Below are 21,041 nucleotides of genomic sequence, written 5' to 3' on the forward strand. Positions count from 1 at the left end.
GCAATACCTTATGGCTCCCGGCCCCGCCGCAAAACGCGAAGAAGCCGAAGGAGGCTCTCCCGTGGCAGACCGCACACCCCCGCTGAGCGTCGAGGAGCTGCACGCCCTCGTCGCCGGCGGTGAGATCGACACTGTCGTCCTGGCGTTCCCCGATATGCAAGGGCGCCTCCAGGGCAAGCGGTTCGCCGCCCGCTTCTTCCTCGACGAGGTACTCCAGCACGGCACCGAGGGCTGCAACTACCTGCTCGCCGTCGACACCGAGATGAACACCGTCGACGGCTACGCGATGTCCTCCTGGGACCGCGGCTACGGCGATTTCGCCATGCACCCCGACCTCGCCACCCTGCGCCGCATCCCCTGGCACCCCGGCACCGCCCTGCTCGTTGCCGACCTCGCCTGGAACGACGGCTCCCCGGTCGTCGCCGCCCCGCGCCAGATCCTGCGCCGTCAGCTCGACCGCCTCGCCGAGCTGGGCTACACCGCCCAGGTCGGCACCGAGCTGGAGTTCATCGTCTTCAAGGACAGCTACGAGCAGGCCTGGGACGCGAACTACCGCGGCCTGACCCCGGCCAACCAGTACAACATCGACTACTCGATCCTCGGCACCGGCCGCATCGAGCCCCTGCTGCGCCGCCTGCGCAACGACATGGCGGGCGCCGGCCTGACCGTGGAGTCCGCCAAGGGCGAGTGCAACCCCGGCCAGCACGAGATCGCCTTCCGCTACGACGACGCCCTGCGCACCTGCGACCAGCACGCCCTGTACAAGACCGGGTCGAAGGAGATCGCGGCCCAGGAGGGCGTCTCGATCACCTTCATGGCCAAGTTCAACGAGCGCGAGGGCAACTCCTGCCACATCCACCTCTCGCTCGCGGACGCCGACGGCGGCAACGCGATGGCCGGGCCCGACGGGATGTCCGACGTGATGCGGCACTTCCTCGCCGGACAGCTCGCGGCCCTGCGTGACTTCTCCCTCCTCTACGCCCCCAACATCAACTCCTACAAGCGGTTCCAGCCGGGCTCCTTCGCCCCCACGGCCGTCGCCTGGGGCCATGACAACCGCACCTGCGCCCTGCGCGTCGTCGGCCACGGCCGCTCCCTGCGCTTCGAGAACCGCCTGCCCGGCGGCGACGTCAACCCCTACCTCGCCGTCGCCGGACTGGTCGCGGCCGGCCTGTACGGCATCGAGCAGAAGCTGGAACTGCCCGAGCCCTGCCCCGGCAACGCCTACACCGCCGACTTCGAGCACGTCCCGACCACCCTGCGCGAGGCCGCCGAACTCTGGGAGAACAGCCCCGTGGCCAAGGCCGCCTTCGGCGACGAGGTCGTGGCCCACTACCGCAACATGGCACGCGTCGAACTGGAGGCCTTCGACGCCGCGGTCACCGACTGGGAGCTGCGCCGCTCCTTCGAACGCCTGTGAAAGGTCATCACGTGTCCGACCCGCACGAGCTGAAGGTCCTCAACCCCGCCACCGAGGAGGTCGTCGCCACCGTCCCCGCCGCCGACGCGGCCGAGGTGGACGCCGCGGTCGTACGGGCCTCGCACGCCCAGCCGAAGTGGGCCGCCCTCCCGCCCGCCGACCGCGCCCGCCTGCTGCGCCGCTTCGCCGACGTCGTCGACGCCCACATCGAGGAACTCGCCCAGCTGGAGGTCCGCGAGGCCGGCCACACCCTCGGCAACGCCCGCTGGGAGGCCGGCAACGCCCGCGACCTGCTGCTGTACGCGGCCGGCGGCGCCGAACGCCTCCTCGGCAGGCAGATTCCCGCCCCCGGCGGCTGGGACGTCACCTTCCACGAACCCCTGGGCGTCATCGGCGTGATCGCCCCCTGGAACTTCCCCATGCCCATCGCCGCCTGGGGCTCCTTCCCGGCGCTCGCCGCGGGCAACGCCGTCGTCCTCAAGCCCGCCGAGACCACCCCGCTGACGGCTCTGCGCCTGGCCGAACTCGCGCTGGAGGCGGGCCTGCCCGAGGGGCTGTTCCAAGTCCTCCCCGGCTACGGCCACACCGCGGGCCGGGCGCTGGTCGACCACCCCGACGTCGCCAAGATCGTCTTCACCGGGTCCACCCGCACCGGCCGCGAGGTCATGGAGCGCTGCGCCCGGCTGGTCAAGCCGGTCACCCTCGAACTCGGCGGCAAGAGCCCCAGCGTCGTCTTCGCCGACGCCGACCTCAAGGCCGCCCTCGACCCGTTCTCCTTCCTGGACAACTCCGGCCAGGACTGCTGCGCCCGCACCCGCATCCTCGTCCAGGAGTCGGTGTACGAGGAGGCCCGCGCCTTCCTCGCCGACGCGCTGGCCGCCGTCGTGGTGGGCGACCCGGCCGACGAGAAGACCCAGATGGGTCCGCTGATCTCCCGTCAGCAGCTGGACCGCGTACGGTCGTACGTCCCCGAGGACGCCCCCGCCCTGCGCGGCGGCGCCCCCGACGGACCCGGCTTCTGGTTCCCGCCGACCGTCCTGACGGGGGAGCGGCCGGACAGCGCGGCGGCCCGCGAGGAGATCTTCGGCCCCGTCGCCGTCCTGCTCCCCTTCGCCGACGAACAGGACGCGATCCGCCTGGCCAACGACACCCCCTACGGCCTGTCCGGCTCCATCTGGACCCGGGACGTGGGCCGCGCCCTGCGCGTCTCCCAGGCCGTCCGCGCGGGCAACCTGTCCGTCAACTCCCACTCCAGCGTCCGCTACTGGACCCCGTTCGGCGGCTTCAAGCAGTCCGGACTCGGCCGTGAACTCGGCCCGGACGCCCTGACCGCCTTCACCGAAACCAAGAACGTCTTCATCAGTACGGAGGGCCCCGCACAGTGACCGACTCCATCGTTTGCCGCCGCCTGGTCGGCCGTACCGCCGTCGTCACCGGAGCCGGCAGCGGCATCGGCCTCGCCGCCGCCCGCCGCCTCGCCTCCGAGGGCGCGCACGTGGTCTGCGCCGACGTCGACGAGGCCCGCGGCAAGGCCGCCGCCGACGAGATCGGCGGGATCTTCGTCAAGGTCGACGTCACCGACCCCGAGCAGGTCGAGGCGCTGTTCAAGACGGCGTACGACACCTACGGCAGCGTCGACGTCGCCTTCAACAACGCCGGCATCTCCCCGCCCGACGACGACTCCATCCTGGAGACCGGCCTGGAGGCCTGGAAGCGGGTCCAGGAGGTCAACCTCACCTCCGTCTACCTGTGCTGCAAGGCCGTCATCCCGTACATGCGCCGCCAGGGCAAGGGCTCCATCATCAACACCGCGTCCTTCGTGGCGAGGATGGGCGCGGCCACGTCGCAGATCTCGTACACGGCCTCCAAGGGCGGCGTGCTCGCCATGTCCCGCGAACTGGGCGTGCAGTTCGCCCGCGAGGGCATCCGGGTGAACGCGCTGTGCCCCGGCCCGGTCAACACCCCGCTGTTGCAGGAGCTGTTCGCCAAGGACCCGGAGCGGGCCGCGCGCCGCCTCGTCCACATCCCGCTCGGCCGGTTCGCCGAGGCCGGGGAGATCGCCGCCGCCGTCGCCTTCCTGGCCAGCGACGACTCCTCCTTCGTCAACGCCACCGACTTCCTGGTGGACGGCGGAATCTCGGGCGCGTACGTCACGCCCCTGTAGGGACAAAGGTGTACGGTCCCCAACATATGCGACAGCATCTCGCGTGGACCCTGGCAGCGGCCGCCGCCCTGGCGGCCGCGCCCACCGCAGCGGCGCCCGATCACAACTGCCCCCGGCTGACCGCCACTTGGTACGGCGCCAACCGCGCCCACCTCCAGCAGGTCATCGACGCCCGCGGAACCTGCTCCGGACACGAGGGAGCCGTCGCCGCCTTCGACTGGGACAACACGGTCACCAAGAACGACGTCACCGACGCCACCCTCTCCTGGGCCCTGCGCCACGACGAACTCCTGCGCCCCGCCCGCTGGAAGGACACCAGCGCCTGGCTGACCGACGCCGCCGACCGGGCCCTCACGGCCGCCTGCGGCACCGGCGCGGGCGCACCCCTGCGCACCTCGGCCGAGCCCCGCTGCACGGACGAGATCGTGGAGATCCGCGAGAACGGCACGACGATGAGCGGCGCCGCCGCCTTCGCGGGCCGCTGGGACCACCGGCGCACGGTCCCGCAGTACGCCTGGGTGCCCCAGCTCTTCGCCGGCCGCACCCCCGCCGAACTCGCCTCCTATGCCCGCGCCGCCCGCCGCGAGGCCCTCGCCGCCCCCGTCGGCGCGACCCGCACCCTCGGCACCCACACCGTCCCCGCCTACGTCCGCTCCTACGACCAGCAGCGCGACCTGATCCGCACCTTGCAGCGAGCCGGATTCAGGGTCTACGTCGTCTCGGCGGGCGCCGAGCCCGTCACCGAGGTCTGGTCGGGGGCCGTGGGCGTCGACGCGGCGCACACCCTCGCCATCCGCCCGGTCCTCGACGGCCGGGGCCGGATCACCGTGCGGAACGAGGGCTGCGGCGGCGTCCCGGCGACCCGGGGCGCGGTCATCCCGTACATCGACGGCAAGCGCTGCTGGATCAACCAGGAGATCTACGGCGTCCAGGGCGCCGCAGCCTGGAAGAAGCAGCCCTGGCAGCGGCGGCCCGCGCTCGCGGCCGGCGACGCCGACACCGACGTCACCTTCGTCGGCGACGCCACCGGCGCCCACCTCGTGATCAACCGCAACAAGCCGGAGCTGATGTGCCGGGCGTACGACGACGCCGACGGGCACTGGCTGGTGAACCCCATGTTCCTCGCCCCGCTGCCGCGCAGGCCGCAGCCGTACCCCTGCGCGACCGCCGCCTACACCGCTCCCGACGGCACGCACGGTCCGCTCCGGCGCACCGACGGCTCGGTGGTACCGGACCGGGCCGACACCGTCTACTGAGCGGCGCTCAGAGGAAGGTCCGCCCCTCACCCCGGTAGGTGGGCACGGTCGCCGTCACCGCGTCCCCCTCGATCAGGTGCAGCGCGTCGAACCGCTCGCACAGCTCGCCCGCCTTGGCGTGCCGGAACCACACCTTGTCACCGATGAGCAGGTCGTCGGCGGGCGAGCCGAGCAGCGGGGTCTGCACCTCGCCGGGGCCCTCCTGCGGGTCGTACCCGAGGCCCTCCGGCAGGTACGGCACCGGCAGCCGGTCGGGACCGGCGGCACCGGAGGCCGGATAGCCGCCGCCGAGCACGGTGACGACACCCACCCCGGGCCGGCGCACGACGGGCTGGGCGAACAGGGCGGCCGGGCGGCCGCTGAAGGACGTGTAGTTGTCGAAGAGCCGAGGCACGTACAACCCGGAACCGGCCGCGATCTCGGTCACGGCCTCCTCGGCGGCGGTGTGCTGCACACTGCCCGTGCCACCGCCGTTGACGAACTCCAGCTCGGGCGCCACGGCCCGCACCGCCCGCACCACGGCGCCCCGCCGCTCGGCCAGCTCGCGCCGGGCGGCGGCCTGCATCAGCCGAACCGCCCGCGAGCGAAGCGGCCGCCCGGCCACGGCGTCCCCGACCCCGGCGATGTGCCCCTCGTACGCCATGATCCCCACCAGCCGGAACCCCGGCCGCCGGGCCACGGCCCTGGCCAGCTCGGCGAGTTGGGCCGGGGCGTGCAGCGGCGAACGCCGCGCACCCACCCTGACCCGGCCGCCCAGCAGCTTCAGGGAGGTGTCCAACTCCAGGCAGACCCGCACCACTTCACGCCCGCCGTCGCGGGCCGCGTCGATGAGATCGAGGTGCGCGACGTCGTCGACCATCACGGTGACGGCGCCGGCGAGCTTGGGATCGCCGGCCAGCTCAGCGAAGCCCGCACGGTCGGCGGACGGATAGGCCAGCAGGATGTCGTCGAACCCGGAGCGGGCGAGCCACAGCGACTCGGCCAGGGTGAACGACATGAGGCCCTGGAAGCCGTCCTTGGCCAGGACACGCTCCAGCAGGGCCCGGCAGCGGACCGACTTGCTGGCGACCCGGACCGGCTTGCCGGCGGCGCGGCGGACCAGGTCGTCCGCGTTGGCGTCGAAGGCGTCCAGATCCACGATCGCGACGGGGGCGTCGAGATGGGCGGTGGCCCGGTCGTAACGGGCCCGATCAGCGGCACGCGCAGTCATGACGGAAGCCTGCCAGACAGGATTACCGCAGGGTAGGGGGACGATCCGGGCAGATGCCCCGGCCTGGCGGACTGGTTCTGTTTCTCTCCCGGACAACCCGTAGAGTGACGCGCACGTACGGCGGAACGCATCCGGCCGCATCACCTGAACCGGGATGCCGGTCCAGCCGTACGGGTATGCGTGCCCGGACGGGGTTTTCCGACCGGGCGCGGCCGAGAAGCACGACGGCCCGCGTACGAGGAAGCGGCCCGGGCACGAGGAAACGGGGGGTGCATGAGCACGGAAGCGCGCCGCGCCCCGATCCCTCCGCGCCCGTCGACTCCGCCTCCGGGCCCCGCCCAGGACACCACCCCCGGCACACCGTCACCGGGCACGCCCGCTGCCGGAAGGACCGGCGCGGGATCCGCAGCACAGGGGACCAGGCCGGAATCCGGCGGGCCGGAAGCCCTGACGGCGTCCGTCGGCCGAGGCATGGCGGGGGAGCGGTCCGCGTACGGGGCTGCCGCCGGGTCCGCCGAGATCCCGGCCGCGTACGGACCCCTCGCGGAGCCGCCCGCACGCCGAATCCCGGGGCCGCAGCACACCGCGCCCGCGCCAGGCGACGACGACCTCGACGACGAGCCCTCCGTGTTCGCACCGCGCGCTGCGCGGAGCGCGTCCGCTCAGGCGACGGGGGAGGGACAGCCACAGACCGCGCCCTCCGAGGGACCGACCGGGACCGGCCGTTCCCACGTCCCCGCCTCGCGCCCCTCCGCCGTACCGGAGGCCGCCGACCCGGTGAGCCCGCCACCGCCCCCCGCCTCGGCCCGCTTCCCCGACGCCCCACCGTCCGCGGGCCGCGAGCCGCACGACGTCGGCGCCGCTGCGACCGCGCCTCCGCGCCCGGTGCGCGTCCCTGGGGCTCAGCCCCGCCGCCCCGAGACCCCGGCGGAATCCTTGTCGGAGACGACGGCCCGGCTCCGGCCGATCCCGTCGGCGACCGGGCCGCGGCGCCCTGGGCCTGCGTCGTCCTCCGCCTCCGGGCGCCCGGGGTCGCAGGGGTCTGCCGCCGGACATCCGGGTTCCACGTCAGCCCCCGTCTCCGACCGCGAGGATCCCTCGGCGGCGCTGCGCGCGGGGTCCCGGCCGCACCGATCCGGAGCGCCTGCGGAGGCCCCGTCCGAGACGACGGCCCGGCTCCGGCCGATCCCGTCGGCACCCGGGACGCCGCTCCCGGGGTCTGCGGCCTCGCCCGCCTCCGGGCCCACGCGGGGGTCCGCTGCCGGGTACGCGGGCTCCTCGCCACTGCCCGCCCCCGACCACGAGGTTTCCTCGGCGCCGGAGCCCGCCTCCGGACGCCCTGCGTCCGCATCGGCGCCCGTCTTCGGACGCCCTGCCTCCGCATCGCCGCCCGCCCCCGGCCGCCCTGCCTCCTCACCGGCCCCCGCCCCCAGCCGCCCGGCTTCTCCGTCGCTGGTGTCGCCGCCCCTGCCCGGTGTGCGTGATCTTCGGACCGCATGGAGTCCGAGCGATCCGGCCCACCCCGCCAGCCCCCCGCCGGCTTCTCCGGATCCGGCCTTCTCCTGGAGTGCCGGGGCGGCCGCCCGGCCCGTCGTGTCCTTCGGGGATCCGGAGGGGTACGACGGGCGGATGCGGGCACGGCCGCTGGGGGTACGGGTACGGCCCCGGACCGCCGCTGCCGCCGCCTGCCTGGTCCTCGGGCTCGGCCTCATCGGCGGTGCTGTGACCGGGAGTTGGCTCACCGGAGATGATGGGGACGGCTCGGCCGGAAGCGGATTCAGCGCGGCCGCGACGCTGTGGCACAGCGTGCCCGTCGACCAGCTCTTCCCGCCCACCCTCCAGGGCACCGGAGCCGGCCCCGGCGGCGCCGACCGGTCCTGGACGCGGATCGCCGTCGCCCCGGACAGCGGCTGCACCGACGCCTTCGACCCGCTGCTGCACAAGGTCCTCGCCCCCGTCGGCTGCCAGCGCCTCCTGCGCGCCACCTACACCGACGCCACCCAGACCTACGTCACCACCGTCGGCCTGCTGTTCACCAAGGGCGACTCCGCGAGCATGTCCGCGCTCGCCGCCCGCTTCCGCGACGAGCACCTGGACCGCCGCACCGACCTGATGCCCCGGCCGTACGCCGCCAAGGGCACCGCCGCGGCCGGCTTCGGCGACAAGCAGCGCGCCACCTGGACCATCTCCGTCCTCACCGACTCCCCCGTCGTCGCCTACGCCGTCTCCGGCTGGGCCGACGGCCGCACCGTCGACTCCCCGCAGCCCGCCGCGGACGCCACCGGCTCCGCCGCCACCACGGCACCGGCCCAGGCGGGCCTCGGCAACGAGGCGCAGGGCCTGGCCGACCGTATCGAACGGCGCCTGCGCCAGACCGTCAGCTCGGCCTCGGAGAAACCTTCATGAGGCGATCGATGTCCGGCCGCCGCCGCGTGAGCGCCGCCGGCGCATCGGTGAGCCTCCTGCTCGCCGGCTCCCTCACTCTGCTGCCGTCCACCGCCGCGTACGCCGACGGCATCCGTGGCCAGCAGTGGGGCCTGTCCGCCCTCCACCTCGACGAGGCCTGGCGCACCACCAAGGGCCAGGGCGTCACCGTCGCCGTCCTGGACACCGGAGTCGAGGCCGACCACCCGGACCTGGCCGGCAACGTCCTGCCCGCCAAGGACATGATCGGCTTCGGCGCCGAGCCCGGCGACCGCACCTGGGCCCGGCACGGCACCGCCATGGCCGGCATCATCGCCGGACACGGCCACGGACCCGGCAACGCCGACGGCGTCATGGGCGTCGCCCCCGAGGCGAGGATCCTGCCCGTACGGGTCATCCTGGAGGACGGCGACTCCGCCCGCACCAAGGCCCGCACCACCCGGGGCAACGCTCTCGCCGACGGCATCCGCTGGGCCGCCGACCACGGCGCCGACGTCATCAACCTCTCCCTCGGCGACGACTCGAACTCCGCGCACCCGGAGCCGAGCGAGGACGAGGCCGTGCAGTACGCCCTGAAGAAGGGCGTGGTCGTGGTGGCCTCCGCGGGCAACGGCGGCGACAAGGGCGACCACGTCTCCTACCCGGCCGCCTACCCGGGCGTCATCGCCGCCACCGCCGTGGACAAGTACGGCACCCGCGCCTCCTTCTCCACCCGCCGCTGGTACGCCGCGGTCAGCGCGCCCGGCGTGGACGTCGTGATCGCCGACCCCGACCACAAGTACTACGAGGGCTGGGGCACCTCGGCCGCCTCCGCCTTCGTCTCCGGCGCTGCGGCACTGATCAAGGCGGCCCACCCCACCCTGGCCCCGGCCCAGATCAAGAAGCTCCTGGAGGACACGGCCCGCGACGCCCCGGTAGGCGGCCGCGACGACTCCCGAGGCTTCGGCATGATCGACCCGGCAGCAGCCCTCAGGGCAGCGGCCAAGCTCAAGCCGCGGGCCCTGCACCCGGCGTCGTACGACGAAAAGTACTTCGGCTCAGGCCCGGACGCGGCCAGGCCCACCAGCTCGGCTTCCGACTGGGCGGGCCCCTTGGCAGGCGGCATCGGCGGAGTTCTGCTGGTAGCGGGGTTCGTCCTGTGGAGAAACCGAAGGACAACTCCCTGAGGGACGCGTACTCCTACGGTGCAGAGGCGAACCCGGCCACCGCCGCCTTCGCAGCAGCCTCCACGAGAGCGATGCCCTTCGCCTGACTCGCCGTCCCCTTCGACAGCACAGCCACCAGATAATCGGCCCCGTCCACCGTCACCCGCCCGATGCTGTTCACATCCCACAGCCCCGTCGTACTACGCGGCAGCCACCCGTTCTTCAACGCCCACGAGGAACCGGCAGCCGCCGCCGACACCCCCCACCGCTGATCGGCCTCCACAGCCTTCATCAACCCCTGGACGTACGTCCGAGAGGCCGCACTCAGCAGCGACTCCTCCCCGAACACCTGCTGAAGCAACACCAGTTGATCCGCAGCCGTGGTCTGCGTCAGCCCCCACAGCTCACCGTCACCACCCGAGGTCGCCGACAGGCCGAAGCGCTCGTTCGCCGCGTCCAGACCCTCAGCCCGCCCGATCGTGTGCCACAAGGCCGTCGCGGACGCGTTGTCGCTGTTCTCGATCATCTTCGCGGCGTACGCCCTCTCCGCCGCCGTCGGCTGCCGCCCCGCGTCCTGCGCCTGGAGCAGCAGCGTGGCCAGGATGTCGACCTTGACGATGCTCGCCGTGTCGAAGGCGGCCTCGCCGTACGCGGCGCTCTGGCCGGAGTCCAGTTCCAGCACCGCCGCCGACACCTCTGCTCCGGACGGCACCGTCACCGATGCCATCGCCTTCGCCAGTGAGGCCTTGCGGTCCACAGCCGAAGGTGACGTCGCGCGTTCCACCGATGCCTCCTCGCCCGCCGCGGCCGAGGAGGAGGCCGACGGCGACGCCGCCGACGATACGGCGCCGGCACCGGAGTGCGCCCGTGCCTTCACACAGACCGTGCTGCCCGCCGTGACCCCGGCCACGGCGACGACGGCGAGTGCGGTGGACAGAAGGGGGCGGCGCCGGGCGCGGCGGGCGCGGCGACGGCCGGCTCTGGAGGACTCCATGCCCGGGATGCTCGGGGCGGGCACTGTGTGCCTCGTGGGACGGACGTGAGATCCGCGTCAGGGAAGGCTGAGATTCCTGTGAAGGGCGTGACGGCCCGGTTCCCCGGGCCCGCACAAAGCCGGCGGCATCCCCCCTATAGGGTCGGTGACCGTGGCGAACAAGAACATTCCCGACCCCGGCTTCTCCGACGACGACGGCTCCGCCGACCCCCGGCTGAGCGCCGCCCTCGCCGCCTGGGCCGAGGACCGCACGGCCGTGGGCCCGGTCCTGGAGGCGCTCCGGGGCGCCCGGCTGCTGGTGCCCGTGGTGGCCGTGCTCGGCGAGGTCGAGGAGGACGAGAACGGGCTGCGCCGCGAGAAGACCAGCGACATGGCCGTACCCACCCTGAAGGCCGGCCACCGCACCGCCCTGCCCGCCTTCACCTCCACCGACTCCCTGGCCCGCTGGGACCCGGCGGCCCGCCCCGTCGCGGTACCCCTGCACCAGGCCCTGCAGGCCGCCGCGCACGAGAAGGCGGACACCGTCGTGCTCGACCTCGCCGGACCGGTGCCCTTCGAACTGACCGGCCAGGCGCTGCTCGCCCTCGCCGAGGGCCGTACGAGCACCGATCCGCTCGCCGACCCGGCCGTCGTCGAGGCCGTGCGCGCCGCTGTGGCCGCCGAGCCCGCCGTGCTGCGCGCCCACTTCGGGCCCGGGCAGGCCGACGGGACCCTCGCCCTCGTCCTCGACCCGGCTGCCGCGCCCGCCGAGGCCGCCCGCGCGGTCGCCGGGCGGCTGGCCGCCGACGACACACTGAGGGCCCGCCTGGTGCGCGGCCTCGACCTGGCACTGCTGCCGGCCGGGACCACCCCTCCGGGCGAGCCCTTGTACGTGCGGGAGTGAAAACACCCCCGCGGCTGACCGTAGGACCGAGGCCTAGCCGTAGACCGGGCCGGTGTACTTCTCGCCCGGACCCTGGCCCGGCTCGTCCGGCACGACCGACGCCTCGCGGAACGCCAGCTGCAGCGACTTCAGGCCGTCACGCAGCGGCGCCGCGTGGAACGAGCTGATCTCGGTCGCGCTCGCGTCCAGCAGACCGGCGAGCGCGGTCACCAGCTTGCGGGCCTCGTCCAGGTCCTTGTACTTGTCGCCCTCCTCGCTCAGGCCGAGCTTCACGGCGGCGGCGCTCATCAGGTTGACGGCGACCGTCACGATCACCTCGACGGCGGGAACCTCGGCGATGTCCCGGGTCATCGCGTCGAAGTCGGTGTTCTCAGGAGGGGTCTCACTCATGCCCCACACGATAGGCGAGGGCGGCCGGGCGCCTTCATCAGCCCCACCCGGGCTCAATTAGCCCTTGTCAAGCGATCCTGCTAACCTTGTTGACGACCGGCCGGACACTACTGTGCTCGGCCCACAAGTGGAGGCTCCGATCTCCCACCTGACCGTCCCCCGGGACGGCGGGTCACCCGGTCAGGCGGCCACCATCGTTCCGTACGGACGATGGAGCCGCCCGAGTCGCGCCCCGCGGTCATCGCGGCGGTGCTCCGGTTGGTATGGGAGCCCCGCCTGTGATCGTCCGGGGCATTTTTTGTGCTTCGGCGCGGTTAGGTCTAACGAAAAGAGACGTACGCGGCTGTCCGCCAGACCGCCGTGTGGTGCTACCGAGGAGGATCCATCAGCGCCGAGCCCCGCATCAACGACCGGATTCGCGTTCCCGAGGTGCGACTTGTCGGTCCCAGTGGCGAGCAGGTGGGCATCGTCCCCCTGGCCAAGGCACTGGAGCTTGCGCAGGAGTACGACCTGGACCTGGTCGAGGTCGCGGCGAACGCCCGTCCGCCCGTGTGCAAGCTCATGGACTACGGGAAGTTCAAGTACGAGTCGGCCATGAAGGCCCGTGAGGCGCGCAAGAACCAGGCGCACACGGTCATCAAGGAGATGAAGCTCCGGCCGAAGATCGACCCGCACGACTATGACACCAAGAAGGGTCACGTCGTCCGGTTCCTCAAGCAGGGCGACAAGGTCAAGATCACGATCATGTTCCGTGGTCGCGAGCAGTCCCGGCCCGAGCTGGGCTACCGACTGCTGCAGCGTCTCGCGGAGGACGTCCAGGACCTCGGTTTCGTCGAGTCGAACCCGAAGCAGGACGGCCGCAACATGATCATGGTCCTCGGTCCGCACAAGAAGAAGACCGAGGCAATGGCCGAGGCTCGCCAGGCGCAGGAAGCCCGTAAGGCGGAGGCGAAGGCCAACCCCGGTCGTTCGCAGAACGCTGCCGAGGCTGAGGCGCCCGCCGAGGAGCCCGCCGAGGCGTGATCCCGGGGGACGCCAGTCCCCAAGGATGTAACCGATAGAAGAGCGACGCTCCACCGTGCCCGGTTTTCGTGACCGGGCACCGGAGCGCCACCCGACGAGGAGATACGGCGCTATGCCGAAGAACAAGTCGCACAGCGGTGCCAGCAAGCGCTTCAAGGTCACCGGCTCCGGCAAGGTGCTCCGTGAGCGCGCCGGCAAGCGCCACCTGCTTGAGCACAAGTCGTCCCGCGTGACGCGTCGCCTCACCGGCAACGCCGAGATGGCCCCGGGCGACGCCGCGAAGATCAAGAAGCTTCTCGGCAAGTGACGTACCGGCGCTTGAATCCGAGCGCCGTACGCCAGGACCGGGACCCAGTCGTTTCCGGGTCGTGTGAGTACCCCCACGACCCCGCTACAAGGAGTTAACAAGTGGCACGCGTCAAGCGGGCAGTCAACGCCCACAAGAAGCGCCGGGCGATCCTCGAGCAGGCCTCCGGCTACCGCGGTCAGCGTTCGCGCCTCTACCGCAAGGCCAAGGAGCAGGTCACCCACTCGCTGGTCTACAACTACAACGACCGCAAGAAGCGCAAGGGCGACTTCCGTCAGCTGTGGATCCAGCGCATCAACGCCGCTGCCCGCGCCAACGGCATCACCTACAACCGCTTCATCCAGGGTCTGAAGGCCGCGAACGTCGAGGTCGACCGCAAGATCCTGGCCGAGCTGGCCGTGAACGACGCGAACGCCTTCGCGGCGCTCGTCGAGGTCGCGCAGAAGGCGCTGCCGTCGGACGTCAACGCGCCCAAGGCTGCGTGACGCTGCGCTGGCTTCAGGCCGACGTGACTGTGCGGACCCGCGGGTTTTTGCCTGCGGGTCCGTTGCGTTGTGCGGTGCGGGTCGGTACGGCACCGCCGACGGCCGCCGCCGTGGTTGATCGCCGTTGCGGCGGAGAAAAGATGCCGAACCCAAGCTGCTGAAGGAAGAAACATGCCCCCCGTCAGCCCCGAGCTGATCTCCCCCCGGTCCGCCCGTGTGAATGCCGCCCGGCGGCTCGCCAAGCGGAACTTCCGGGGCAAGGACCGGCTGTTTCTCGCGGAGGGGCCGCAGGCCGTCAGGGAGGCGGCCGGGCATCGTGCCGACGGCACCCCGACCCTTGTCGAACTGTTCGCCACGGTCGAAGCCGCGGAGCGGTACGCCGACATCATCGGGGAGGCGCGACAGGCCGGCGCCCGGGTGCACCTCGCCTCCGAGGACGTCATCGCCGACATCTCCACCACCGTCACCCCGCAGGGGCTGGTCGGTGTCTGCCGGTTCCTGGACACGCCCTTCGAGGACATCCTCGCCGCCCGGCCCAGGCTCGTCGCCGTGCTCGCCCACGTCCGCGACCCGGGCAACGCCGGGACCGTGCTGCGCTGTGCCGACGCCGCCGGCGCCGAGGCCGTCGTCCTCACCGACGCCTCCGTCGACCTGTACAACCCGAAGGCCGTACGTGCCTCCGTGGGCTCCCTGTTCCATCTGCCCGTCGCCGTCGGCGTACCCGTCGAGCGGGCCGTACAGGGGCTGAAGGAGGCCGGTGTGCGGATCCTCGCCGCGGACGGGGCCGGTGACCGCGACCTCGACGAGGAGCTGGACAAGGGGACGATGGGCGGGCCGACCGCCTGGGTGTTCGGCAACGAGGCCTGGGGGCTCCCCGAAGAGACCCGCGCCCTCGCGGACGCCGTCGTACGCGTCCCCATCCACGGGAAGGCCGAGAGCCTGAACCTCGCCACGGCCGCCGCCGTATGTCTCTACGCATCGGCCCGTGCACAGCGCGCCCGCGAAGGGTGCCGCTCCGTCACCGAGAGCTAGTAGGGTGGCCAGCTCGGGGCCCTGCGCCGGCTGAGAGGTGAGGTACGGGGATGAGCGTGGTCGGCACGAGCACTGCGCCGGACGGGCGGGACGTGCGCCGCACACCCGCGCCCCGGCACGGCGACCGCATCGAGACCGGCCTCGGCATCGACCCCGACCAGCTGCCCGACGGCCTCGTCGTCGCCGACGAGCACGGCCGGGTCATCTGCTTCAACGCCGCCGCCGCACGCATCACCGCCCTGAGCGCCGCCGACGCCCTCGGGCAGCCCCTGGAGAAGGCCCTGCCGTTAGAGGACCTGGAGGGCAGGCGCTGGTGGCAGCTCACCGACCCCTACGGCGGCCTCGCCATCCGGGTCCGGCAGCCCGAGCGCAACCTGCTGCTCCCCTGCGGGCGGGAAGTACTGGTCTGCGCGCGGTACGTGCGCACCGAGCCCCTCGGGCCCGTCCACCGCGTCATCGTCTCCCTGCGCGACACCGAGGCCCGGCGCCGCACCGAACGCAGCCACGCCGAGCTGATCGCCACCGTCGCCCACGAGCTGCGCTCGCCGCTGACCTCCGTCAAGGGCTTCACCGCCACGCTCCTCGCCAAGTGGGCACGCTTCACCGACGACCAGAAACGGCTGATGCTGGAGACCGTCGACGCCGACGCCGACCGGGTCACCCGGCTCATCGCCGAGCTGCTGGACATCTCCCGGATCGACAGCGGGCGGCTGGAGGTCAGGCGCCAGCCCGTGGACATAGGCGCGGCCGTCGGCCGGCACATCCAGGCCTACGTCGCCGCCGGGCAGCCCGCCGACCGGTTCCTGCTCCGCATCGAGCAGCCGCTGCCCGCCCTGTGGGCCGACCCCGACAAGGTCGACCAGGTGCTCAGCAACCTGCTGGAAAATGCCGTGCGCCACGGCGAGGGAACCGTCACCATTGACGTCACGCCCTCGGCATCCCCGCGCGAAGGCGAGGAAACCGGCACGTCCGTCACGGTGAGCGACGAAGGGCCCGGCATCCCGGAGGAATCCATGAACCGCGTCTTCACCCGCTTCTGGCGGGGCAGCAAGCGCGGCGGCACGGGACTCGGTCTGTACATCGTCAAGGGCATCGTCGAGGCCCACGGCGGCACCATCACGGTCGGACGCGCCTCCGTCGGCGGCGCCGAATTCCGATTTACGTTGCCCGTGGGGGCCCCGGCCTATCTGGCCTGAGGCGCCCGCGGGCGCATTCGTCTGTCTCCACCCCGTTAGACTCGGCCTTTGGCACCTTTGTGTCCTGCACGCGGCCCTCAGAGAGTCTCAGAGTCGGTGACGGGGACCTCCAGCCAGCCAATCGGAAGCACGGGAAGAGATGTCGGCACCGAATAAGTCGTACGACCCTGTAGAGGTCGAGGCGTTGAAACCGGAAGAGATCGAGCGCATGCGGGACGAGGCGCTCGCCGCCTTCGTCGCAGCGAGCTCCCTCGACGCGCTCCACGAGGCCAAGGTCGCCCACACCGGCCCCGCCTCCCCGCTGGCCCTCGCCAACCGCGAGATCGGCGCCCTGCCCCCGCACGCCAAGGCCGAGGCCGGCAAGCGCGTCGGCATGGCCCGCGGCGCCGTGAACAAGGCCCTCGCCGCCCGCCAGGTGGAGCTGGAGGCCGAGCGCGACGCGCGCGTGCTGGTGGAGGAGGACGTCGACGTCACGCTGCCCCACGACCGCGTCCCGGCCGGCGCCCGGCACCCGCTGACCACGCTCTCGGAGCGCATCGAGGACGTCTTCGTGGCCATGGGCTACGAGGTCGCCGAGGGCCCCCAGGTCGAGGCCGAGTGGTTCAACTTCGACGCGCTCAACATCGGTCCGGACCACCCGGCCCGCGGCGAGGCCGACACGTTCTTCGTGCAGGGCCCGGACGGCGGCACCGAGTCCGGTGTCGTGCTGCGCACCCACACCTCTCCGGTCCAGATCCGCTCCCTGCTCGACCGCGAGCTGCCGGTGTACGTGATCTGCCCGGGCCGCGTGTACCGCACCGACGAGCTGGACGCCACGCACACCCCGGTCTTCCACCAGGTCGAGCTGCTCGCCGTGGACGAGGGCCTGACCATGTCGGACCTCAAGGGCACCCTGGACCACATGGTCCAGTCGCTGTTCGGCGAGGGCATGAAGACCCGGCTGCGCCCGAACTTCTTCCCCTTCACCGAGCCGTCCGCCGAGATGGACATGCTCTGCTACGTCTGCAAGGGCGAGTCCGTCGGCAACCCCGACCGGCCCTGCCGCACCTGCTCCAGCGAGGGCTGGATCGAGCTGGGCGGCTGCGGCATGGTCAACCCGCGGGTGCTGGCCGCCTGCGGCGTCGACCCGGAGAAGTACAGCGGCTTCGCCTTCGGGTTCGGCATCGAGCGGATGCTGATGTTCCGCCACAACGTCGAAGACATGCGAGACATGGTCGAGGGTGACGTCCGGTTCACCCGGCCGTTCGGGATGGAGATCTGATGCGGGTCCCGCTTTCTTGGCTGCGGGAGTACGTCGACCTGCCGGCGACCGAAACCGGCCGTGACGTCCAGGCCAAGCTCATTTCGGCAGGCCTCGAGGTCGAGACCGTCGAGCAGCTCGGCGCCGACCTCAAGGGTCCGCTGGTCGTCGGCCAGGTGCTCACCATCGAGGAGCTGACGGAGTTCAAGAAGCCGATCCGCTTCTGCACCGTCGACGTCGGCCGGGCCAACGGCACCGGCGAGCCCCAGGAGATCGTCTGCGGCGCCCGTAACTTCTCCGTCGGCGACAAGGTCGTCGTGGTCCTCCCGGGCGCCGTGCTGCCCGGCGACTTCGCGATCGCCGCGCGCAAGACGTACGGCAAGACGTCCCACGGCATGATCTGCTCCAGCGACGAGCTGGGCATGGGCGACGACGGCAACCACGGCATCATCGTGCTGCCGCCGGAGACCGAGGTCGGCAAGGACGCCATCGAGCTGCTGGAACTGGTCGACGAGGTCCTCGACATCGCCGTCACCGCCAACCGCGGCGACTGCCTGTCCATCCGCGGCGTCGCCCGCGAGACCGCCATCGCCTACGGCCTGCCGCTGCGCGACCCGGCCCTGATCGACGTACCGGCCCCGAACGCCTTCGGCTACCCGGTCCAGGTCGGCGACCCGATGGGCTGCGACCGCTTCACTGCCCGCACGGTCACCGGTCTGAGCCCCGAGGCGCGCTCCCCGATCTGGCTGCAGCGCCGGCTGCAGAAGGTCGGCATGCGCCCGATCTCGCTCGCCGTCGACGTCACCAACTACGTGATGATGGAGCTGGGCCAGCCCCTGCACGCCTACGACCGCGGGCTGGTCCAGGGCACCATCGGCGTGCGCCGGGCCGAGGAGGGCGAGAAACTCGTCACCCTCGACGGCGTCGAGCGCAAGCTGCACGCCGAGGACCTCGTCATCACCGACGAGCGCGGCCCGATCGGCCTCGCCGGCGTCATGGGCGGCGCCAACACCGAGATCGCCGACCACGACGATCTGGAGAACGCCACGTCCGACGTGGTCATCGAGGCCGCCCACTTCGACGCCGTCTCGATCGCCCGTACGGCGCGTCGCCACAAGCTGTCCTCGGAGGCCTCCCGCCGCTTCGAGCGGGGCGTGGACCCGCAGGCCGCCTCCGCCGCGGCCCAGCGCACCGTCGACCTGCTCGTGCTCCTCGCGGGCGGCACCGCCGAGGCCGGCGTCACCGAGGTCATCGCGCCCTCCGCTCCGCACACGATCACCGTCCCGGCGAACCACCCGGACAAGGTCGCGGGCGTGGACTACGGCCGCGAGATCGTCGTACGACGGCTCCAGGAGACCGGCTGCGACGTCTACGGGCAGGACGAGCTGATCGTCACCGTCCCGTCCTGGCGGCCCGACCTGACCGACCCCAACGACCTGGCCGAAGAGGTCATCCGTCTCGAGGGCTACGAGAACCTGCCCTCCACACTGCCCAAGCTCCCCTCGGGCCGCGGCCTGACCCACCGGCAGCGGCTGCACCGCCGGGTCGGCCGGGCACTGGCCGGCGCGGGCTACGTCGAGGCGCCGAACTACCCGTTCATCGGCGAGCAGGTCTTCGACCAGCTCGGCCTGGACGCCGACGACCCGGCCCGCCGCGTCGTGAAGCTGACCAACCCGCTCAACGACGAGGAGCCCGCGCTCCGTACGACGCTGCTGCCGGGCCTGCTGGGTGCCCTGCGGCGCAACGACGGGCGGGGCTCGCACGATCTGGCCCTGTTCGAGACGGGCCTGGTCTTCCAGCCGCACGAGGAGCAGCGCGTCGCCGGGCATCTGCCCGTCGACCGGCGTCCCACCGACGAGGAGATCGCCGAGCTGAACGCCGCGCTGCCCGAGCAGCCGCGGCACGTGGCCGTCGTCCTCGCGGGCGCTCGCGAGCAGGCCGGCTGGTGGGGCGGTGGCCGTCCGGCCGGGTGGGCCGACGCGGTCGAGGCGGCGCGCGCCGTCGCGCGTGAGGCCGGTGCGGAGCTGGTGGTGCGCAAGGGGCAGTACGGTCCTTGGCACCCCGGCCGCTGCGCCGAGCTGGTGGTCGTCGCCGACGGCGCGGAGAAGGTCGTGGGCCGCGCGGGAGAACTGCACCCGCGCGTCCTCAAGGCCCTGGGGCTGCCCGAGCGCACCTGCGCGATGGAGCTGGACCTGGACGCCCTGGAGGCGGTGGGCGACGGCGCCCCGCAGGCGCCGAGCATCTCCACCTTCCCGGTTGCCACGCAGGATGTCGCCCTCGTGGTCGACAAGCCCGTTCCCTCGGCCGAGGTCGAGGCGGCGCTGCGTGAGGGTGCGGGTGAGCTCCTTGAGTCCATTCGGCTGTTCGATGTGTACGAGAACGCGGAGCAGCTGGGTGACGGGAAGAAGTCGCTGGCCTATGCGCTGCGGTTCCGGGCGGGTGATCGTACGTTGACCGTGGATGAGGCTTCTGCTGCTCGGGATGCGGCTGTTGCTCTTGCGGGCGAGCGTACGGGGGCTGTCCTGAGGGGCTGAGCTCCCCGCGCCCCTAGGGGGGTTCCCGTGCCGCCAGCTGCATAAATGCGGGTTTGCTCAGGGTGGGCTCACTCATTCGAGTGGGAACTGGCGGTGATCTGGTCCTTCCGGGCCATGGCTCTGGACAGAATCGGACCGGCCTTTCGGGGTCGGTCCGTCTGCTCTGTCAGGGCCCACATGGGGGACCAGAGGCATGATCCGCATCAAGGCACGGGCACCCACCACGCAGGGAGCCGTACTGCCCACGCTCTGGGGAGCCGTGGCGGTCGCCTACAAGTTCGGCTGCCCGCTCGCCCAGCAGGGCGGGCTCGGTGCACGCATCGTCACCAGCGCCGTGTTCCTCGCGGTCGGTACCGGACTCATATTCCACGTCCGCCGTGCCCTGCTGCGCGAACTGAGGCAGGCCCGCCGGGTCGCCGGTGCCGCGCAGAGCGTGGTCCTGCGGCCGCTGCCGGCTCGCCTCGACGGTCTGAACGTCGCCGCGGCCCAGCTGTCCGCCGACCGCGGCGCGACGATCGGCGGCGATCTGTACGAGGCGGTCGCCACCGAACACGGGGTCCGGGTGGTGATGGGCGACGTGCGCGGCCACGGCCTCGGCGCCCTCGGCACCGTCGCCGCCGTGCTCGGCAGCTTCCGTGAGGCGGTGCACGACGAGCCCGACCTCGGCTCCGTCCTGCGGAGACTGGAGCGCGCCCTGGCCCGGCACCTGCGCGAGCGGTCCCGTGCCGAACACCCGTCGAACGGTGCCCAGGACCCGGACAACCCGGTCGCCGAGGAGTTCGTCACCGTCCTGCTCCTGGAGATCGGCCGGGACGGTGAACTGCGCGCCCTCAACTGCGGTCATCCCTGGCCGTATCTGGTCAGCGGCACCCGGGTGGAGCCACTCACCCGAGCCGATCCGCTCCCGCCCCTGGGCCCGTTCCCGCTGCCGGCGGAACTGGAGGCCCGCCCGTGCGGCCACCTCCTCCCCGGCGAGTCCCTGGTTCTCTTCACGGACGGAGCGGAAGACGCCCGGGACGCACGCGGCCGCTTCTTCTCCCTGCCGGCAGTGCTGCGTGAGGCCGTACACGACCACCCGCTCTCGGCCCAGACGATCCTTCGTACGGTCTTCAGGGCCCTTCTGCACCACACGGCGGGCACACCCACGGACGACATCGCGGTACTGGTCCTGCGGAACGACCGAAGGAACGTCGCCGTACCAGGGACGCGGGCAACTGCGCGACAAGCCCCCACAGACCGGCAGCCGACGACGTACCGATAGCGGCACCCCGGGACTCGCAAAACGGCCAAGCCGCCGCTTTCTGAGGGGGAGCCGACGGCTTGGCCAGCCTCTTGCGA

Annotated in this window: 18 protein-coding genes; 15 read left to right on the top strand and 3 right to left on the bottom strand. The window is 72.3% G+C overall.

What is annotated here, in order from left to right; all coding sequences use genetic code 11:
- Positions 1–61 precede the first annotated feature (61 nt).
- The 4 genes from AQI88_RS12105 to AQI88_RS12120 are packed head-to-tail and all read left to right on the top strand — an operon-like array spanning position 62 to position 4,840.
- Positions 62–1,420, top strand: coding sequence for a glutamine synthetase family protein (locus AQI88_RS12105; RefSeq protein ID WP_066996481.1), 1,359 nt, complete (start codon positions 62–64; stop codon positions 1,418–1,420).
- Between the two features lie 11 nt (positions 1,421–1,431).
- Positions 1,432–2,805 carry an aldehyde dehydrogenase family protein gene (locus AQI88_RS12110; protein ID WP_066996484.1) on the top strand — a complete coding sequence of 458 codons (1,374 nt, stop codon included), beginning with the start codon at positions 1,432–1,434 and terminating at the stop codon, positions 2,803–2,805.
- On the top strand, positions 2,802–3,584 hold the full coding sequence (locus tag AQI88_RS12115; RefSeq protein ID WP_066996487.1) for a 3-oxoacyl-ACP reductase: 783 nt from the start codon (positions 2,802–2,804) through the stop codon (positions 3,582–3,584). Before AQI88_RS12110 ends, AQI88_RS12115 begins: the two co-directional genes overlap by 4 nt.
- Before the next feature lie 26 nt (positions 3,585–3,610).
- Entirely contained in the window at positions 3,611–4,840 is a 1,230-nt protein-coding gene (locus AQI88_RS12120) for an HAD family hydrolase (RefSeq protein ID WP_066996490.1), read from the top strand.
- A gap of 7 nt (positions 4,841–4,847) precedes the next feature.
- On the opposite strand, the gene AQI88_RS12125 is transcribed toward AQI88_RS12120, so the two are convergent.
- Complete coding sequence (locus AQI88_RS12125; RefSeq protein WP_066996493.1) at positions 4,848–6,050, bottom strand: amino acid deaminase/aldolase; 1,203 nt, start codon at positions 6,048–6,050, stop codon at positions 4,848–4,850.
- A gap of 1,629 nt (positions 6,051–7,679) precedes the next feature.
- On the opposite strand from AQI88_RS12125, the gene AQI88_RS12135 reads away from it, so the two are divergent.
- Both AQI88_RS12135 and mycP read left to right on the top strand, forming a co-directional pair.
- Positions 7,680–8,456, top strand: a complete 777-nt coding sequence (locus tag AQI88_RS12135) for a hypothetical protein (RefSeq protein ID WP_244184111.1) — start codon at positions 7,680–7,682, stop codon at positions 8,454–8,456.
- Complete coding sequence (mycP, locus tag AQI88_RS12140; protein ID WP_066996501.1) at positions 8,453–9,640, top strand: type VII secretion-associated serine protease mycosin; 1,188 nt, start codon at positions 8,453–8,455, stop codon at positions 9,638–9,640. Before AQI88_RS12135 ends, mycP begins: the two co-directional genes overlap by 4 nt.
- A gap of 13 nt (positions 9,641–9,653) precedes the next feature.
- Here the strand turns inward: mycP and AQI88_RS12145 are convergent, their stop codons facing one another.
- A complete protein-coding gene (locus tag AQI88_RS12145) occupies positions 9,654–10,613 on the bottom strand; it encodes a serine hydrolase (protein ID WP_066997162.1) in 960 nt (319 codons plus the stop codon).
- A gap of 151 nt (positions 10,614–10,764) precedes the next feature.
- Between AQI88_RS12145 and AQI88_RS12150 the strand changes: the two genes are divergently transcribed.
- Positions 10,765–11,496, top strand: a complete 732-nt coding sequence (locus AQI88_RS12150) for an SseB family protein (protein WP_066997165.1) — start codon at positions 10,765–10,767, stop codon at positions 11,494–11,496.
- Between the two features lie 33 nt (positions 11,497–11,529).
- Here AQI88_RS12150 and AQI88_RS12155 read toward each other — a convergent pair whose 3' ends face one another.
- Complete coding sequence (locus tag AQI88_RS12155; protein ID WP_066996504.1) at positions 11,530–11,886, bottom strand: DUF1844 domain-containing protein; 357 nt, start codon at positions 11,884–11,886, stop codon at positions 11,530–11,532.
- A 360-nt stretch (positions 11,887–12,246) separates the two neighbouring features.
- Here AQI88_RS12155 and infC point away from each other — a divergent pair, with 360 nt between their 5' ends.
- The 8 genes from infC to AQI88_RS12195 all read left to right on the top strand — a co-directional run bounded on the left by infC (position 12,247) and on the right by AQI88_RS12195 (position 20,964).
- Entirely contained in the window at positions 12,247–12,909 is a 663-nt protein-coding gene (gene infC, locus AQI88_RS12160; RefSeq protein ID WP_079057529.1) for a translation initiation factor IF-3, read from the top strand.
- Between the two features lie 112 nt (positions 12,910–13,021).
- Positions 13,022–13,216 (top strand): 50S ribosomal protein L35, encoded by a 195-nt coding sequence (gene rpmI / locus AQI88_RS12165; RefSeq protein ID WP_004933563.1) that lies wholly within the window; start codon positions 13,022–13,024, stop codon positions 13,214–13,216.
- A gap of 101 nt (positions 13,217–13,317) precedes the next feature.
- Positions 13,318–13,701 carry a 50S ribosomal protein L20 gene (gene rplT / locus AQI88_RS12170; RefSeq protein ID WP_006141703.1) on the top strand — a complete coding sequence of 128 codons (384 nt, stop codon included), beginning with the start codon at positions 13,318–13,320 and terminating at the stop codon, positions 13,699–13,701.
- Between the two features lie 171 nt (positions 13,702–13,872).
- Entirely contained in the window at positions 13,873–14,733 is an 861-nt protein-coding gene (locus AQI88_RS12175) for a TrmH family RNA methyltransferase (protein WP_066996507.1), read from the top strand.
- Positions 14,734–14,783: 50 nt separating this feature from the next.
- Positions 14,784–15,929, top strand: a complete 1,146-nt coding sequence (locus tag AQI88_RS12180; RefSeq protein WP_066996509.1) for a sensor histidine kinase — start codon at positions 14,784–14,786, stop codon at positions 15,927–15,929.
- A gap of 139 nt (positions 15,930–16,068) precedes the next feature.
- Positions 16,069–17,190 carry a phenylalanine--tRNA ligase subunit alpha gene (pheS, locus tag AQI88_RS12185; RefSeq protein ID WP_066996512.1) on the top strand — a complete coding sequence of 374 codons (1,122 nt, stop codon included), beginning with the start codon at positions 16,069–16,071 and terminating at the stop codon, positions 17,188–17,190.
- A complete protein-coding gene (gene pheT / locus AQI88_RS12190) occupies positions 17,190–19,703 on the top strand; it encodes a phenylalanine--tRNA ligase subunit beta (RefSeq protein WP_066996515.1) in 2,514 nt (837 codons plus the stop codon). The genes pheS and pheT overlap by 1 nt, the downstream gene beginning before the upstream one ends.
- A gap of 193 nt (positions 19,704–19,896) precedes the next feature.
- On the top strand, positions 19,897–20,964 hold the full coding sequence (locus tag AQI88_RS12195) for a PP2C family protein-serine/threonine phosphatase (protein WP_066996517.1): 1,068 nt from the start codon (positions 19,897–19,899) through the stop codon (positions 20,962–20,964).
- Positions 20,965–21,041: the final 77 nt, after the last annotated feature.

It is taken from the genome of Streptomyces cellostaticus (genome assembly GCF_001513965.1).
Classification (GTDB): Bacteria; Actinomycetota; Actinomycetes; order Streptomycetales; family Streptomycetaceae; genus Streptomyces; species Streptomyces cellostaticus.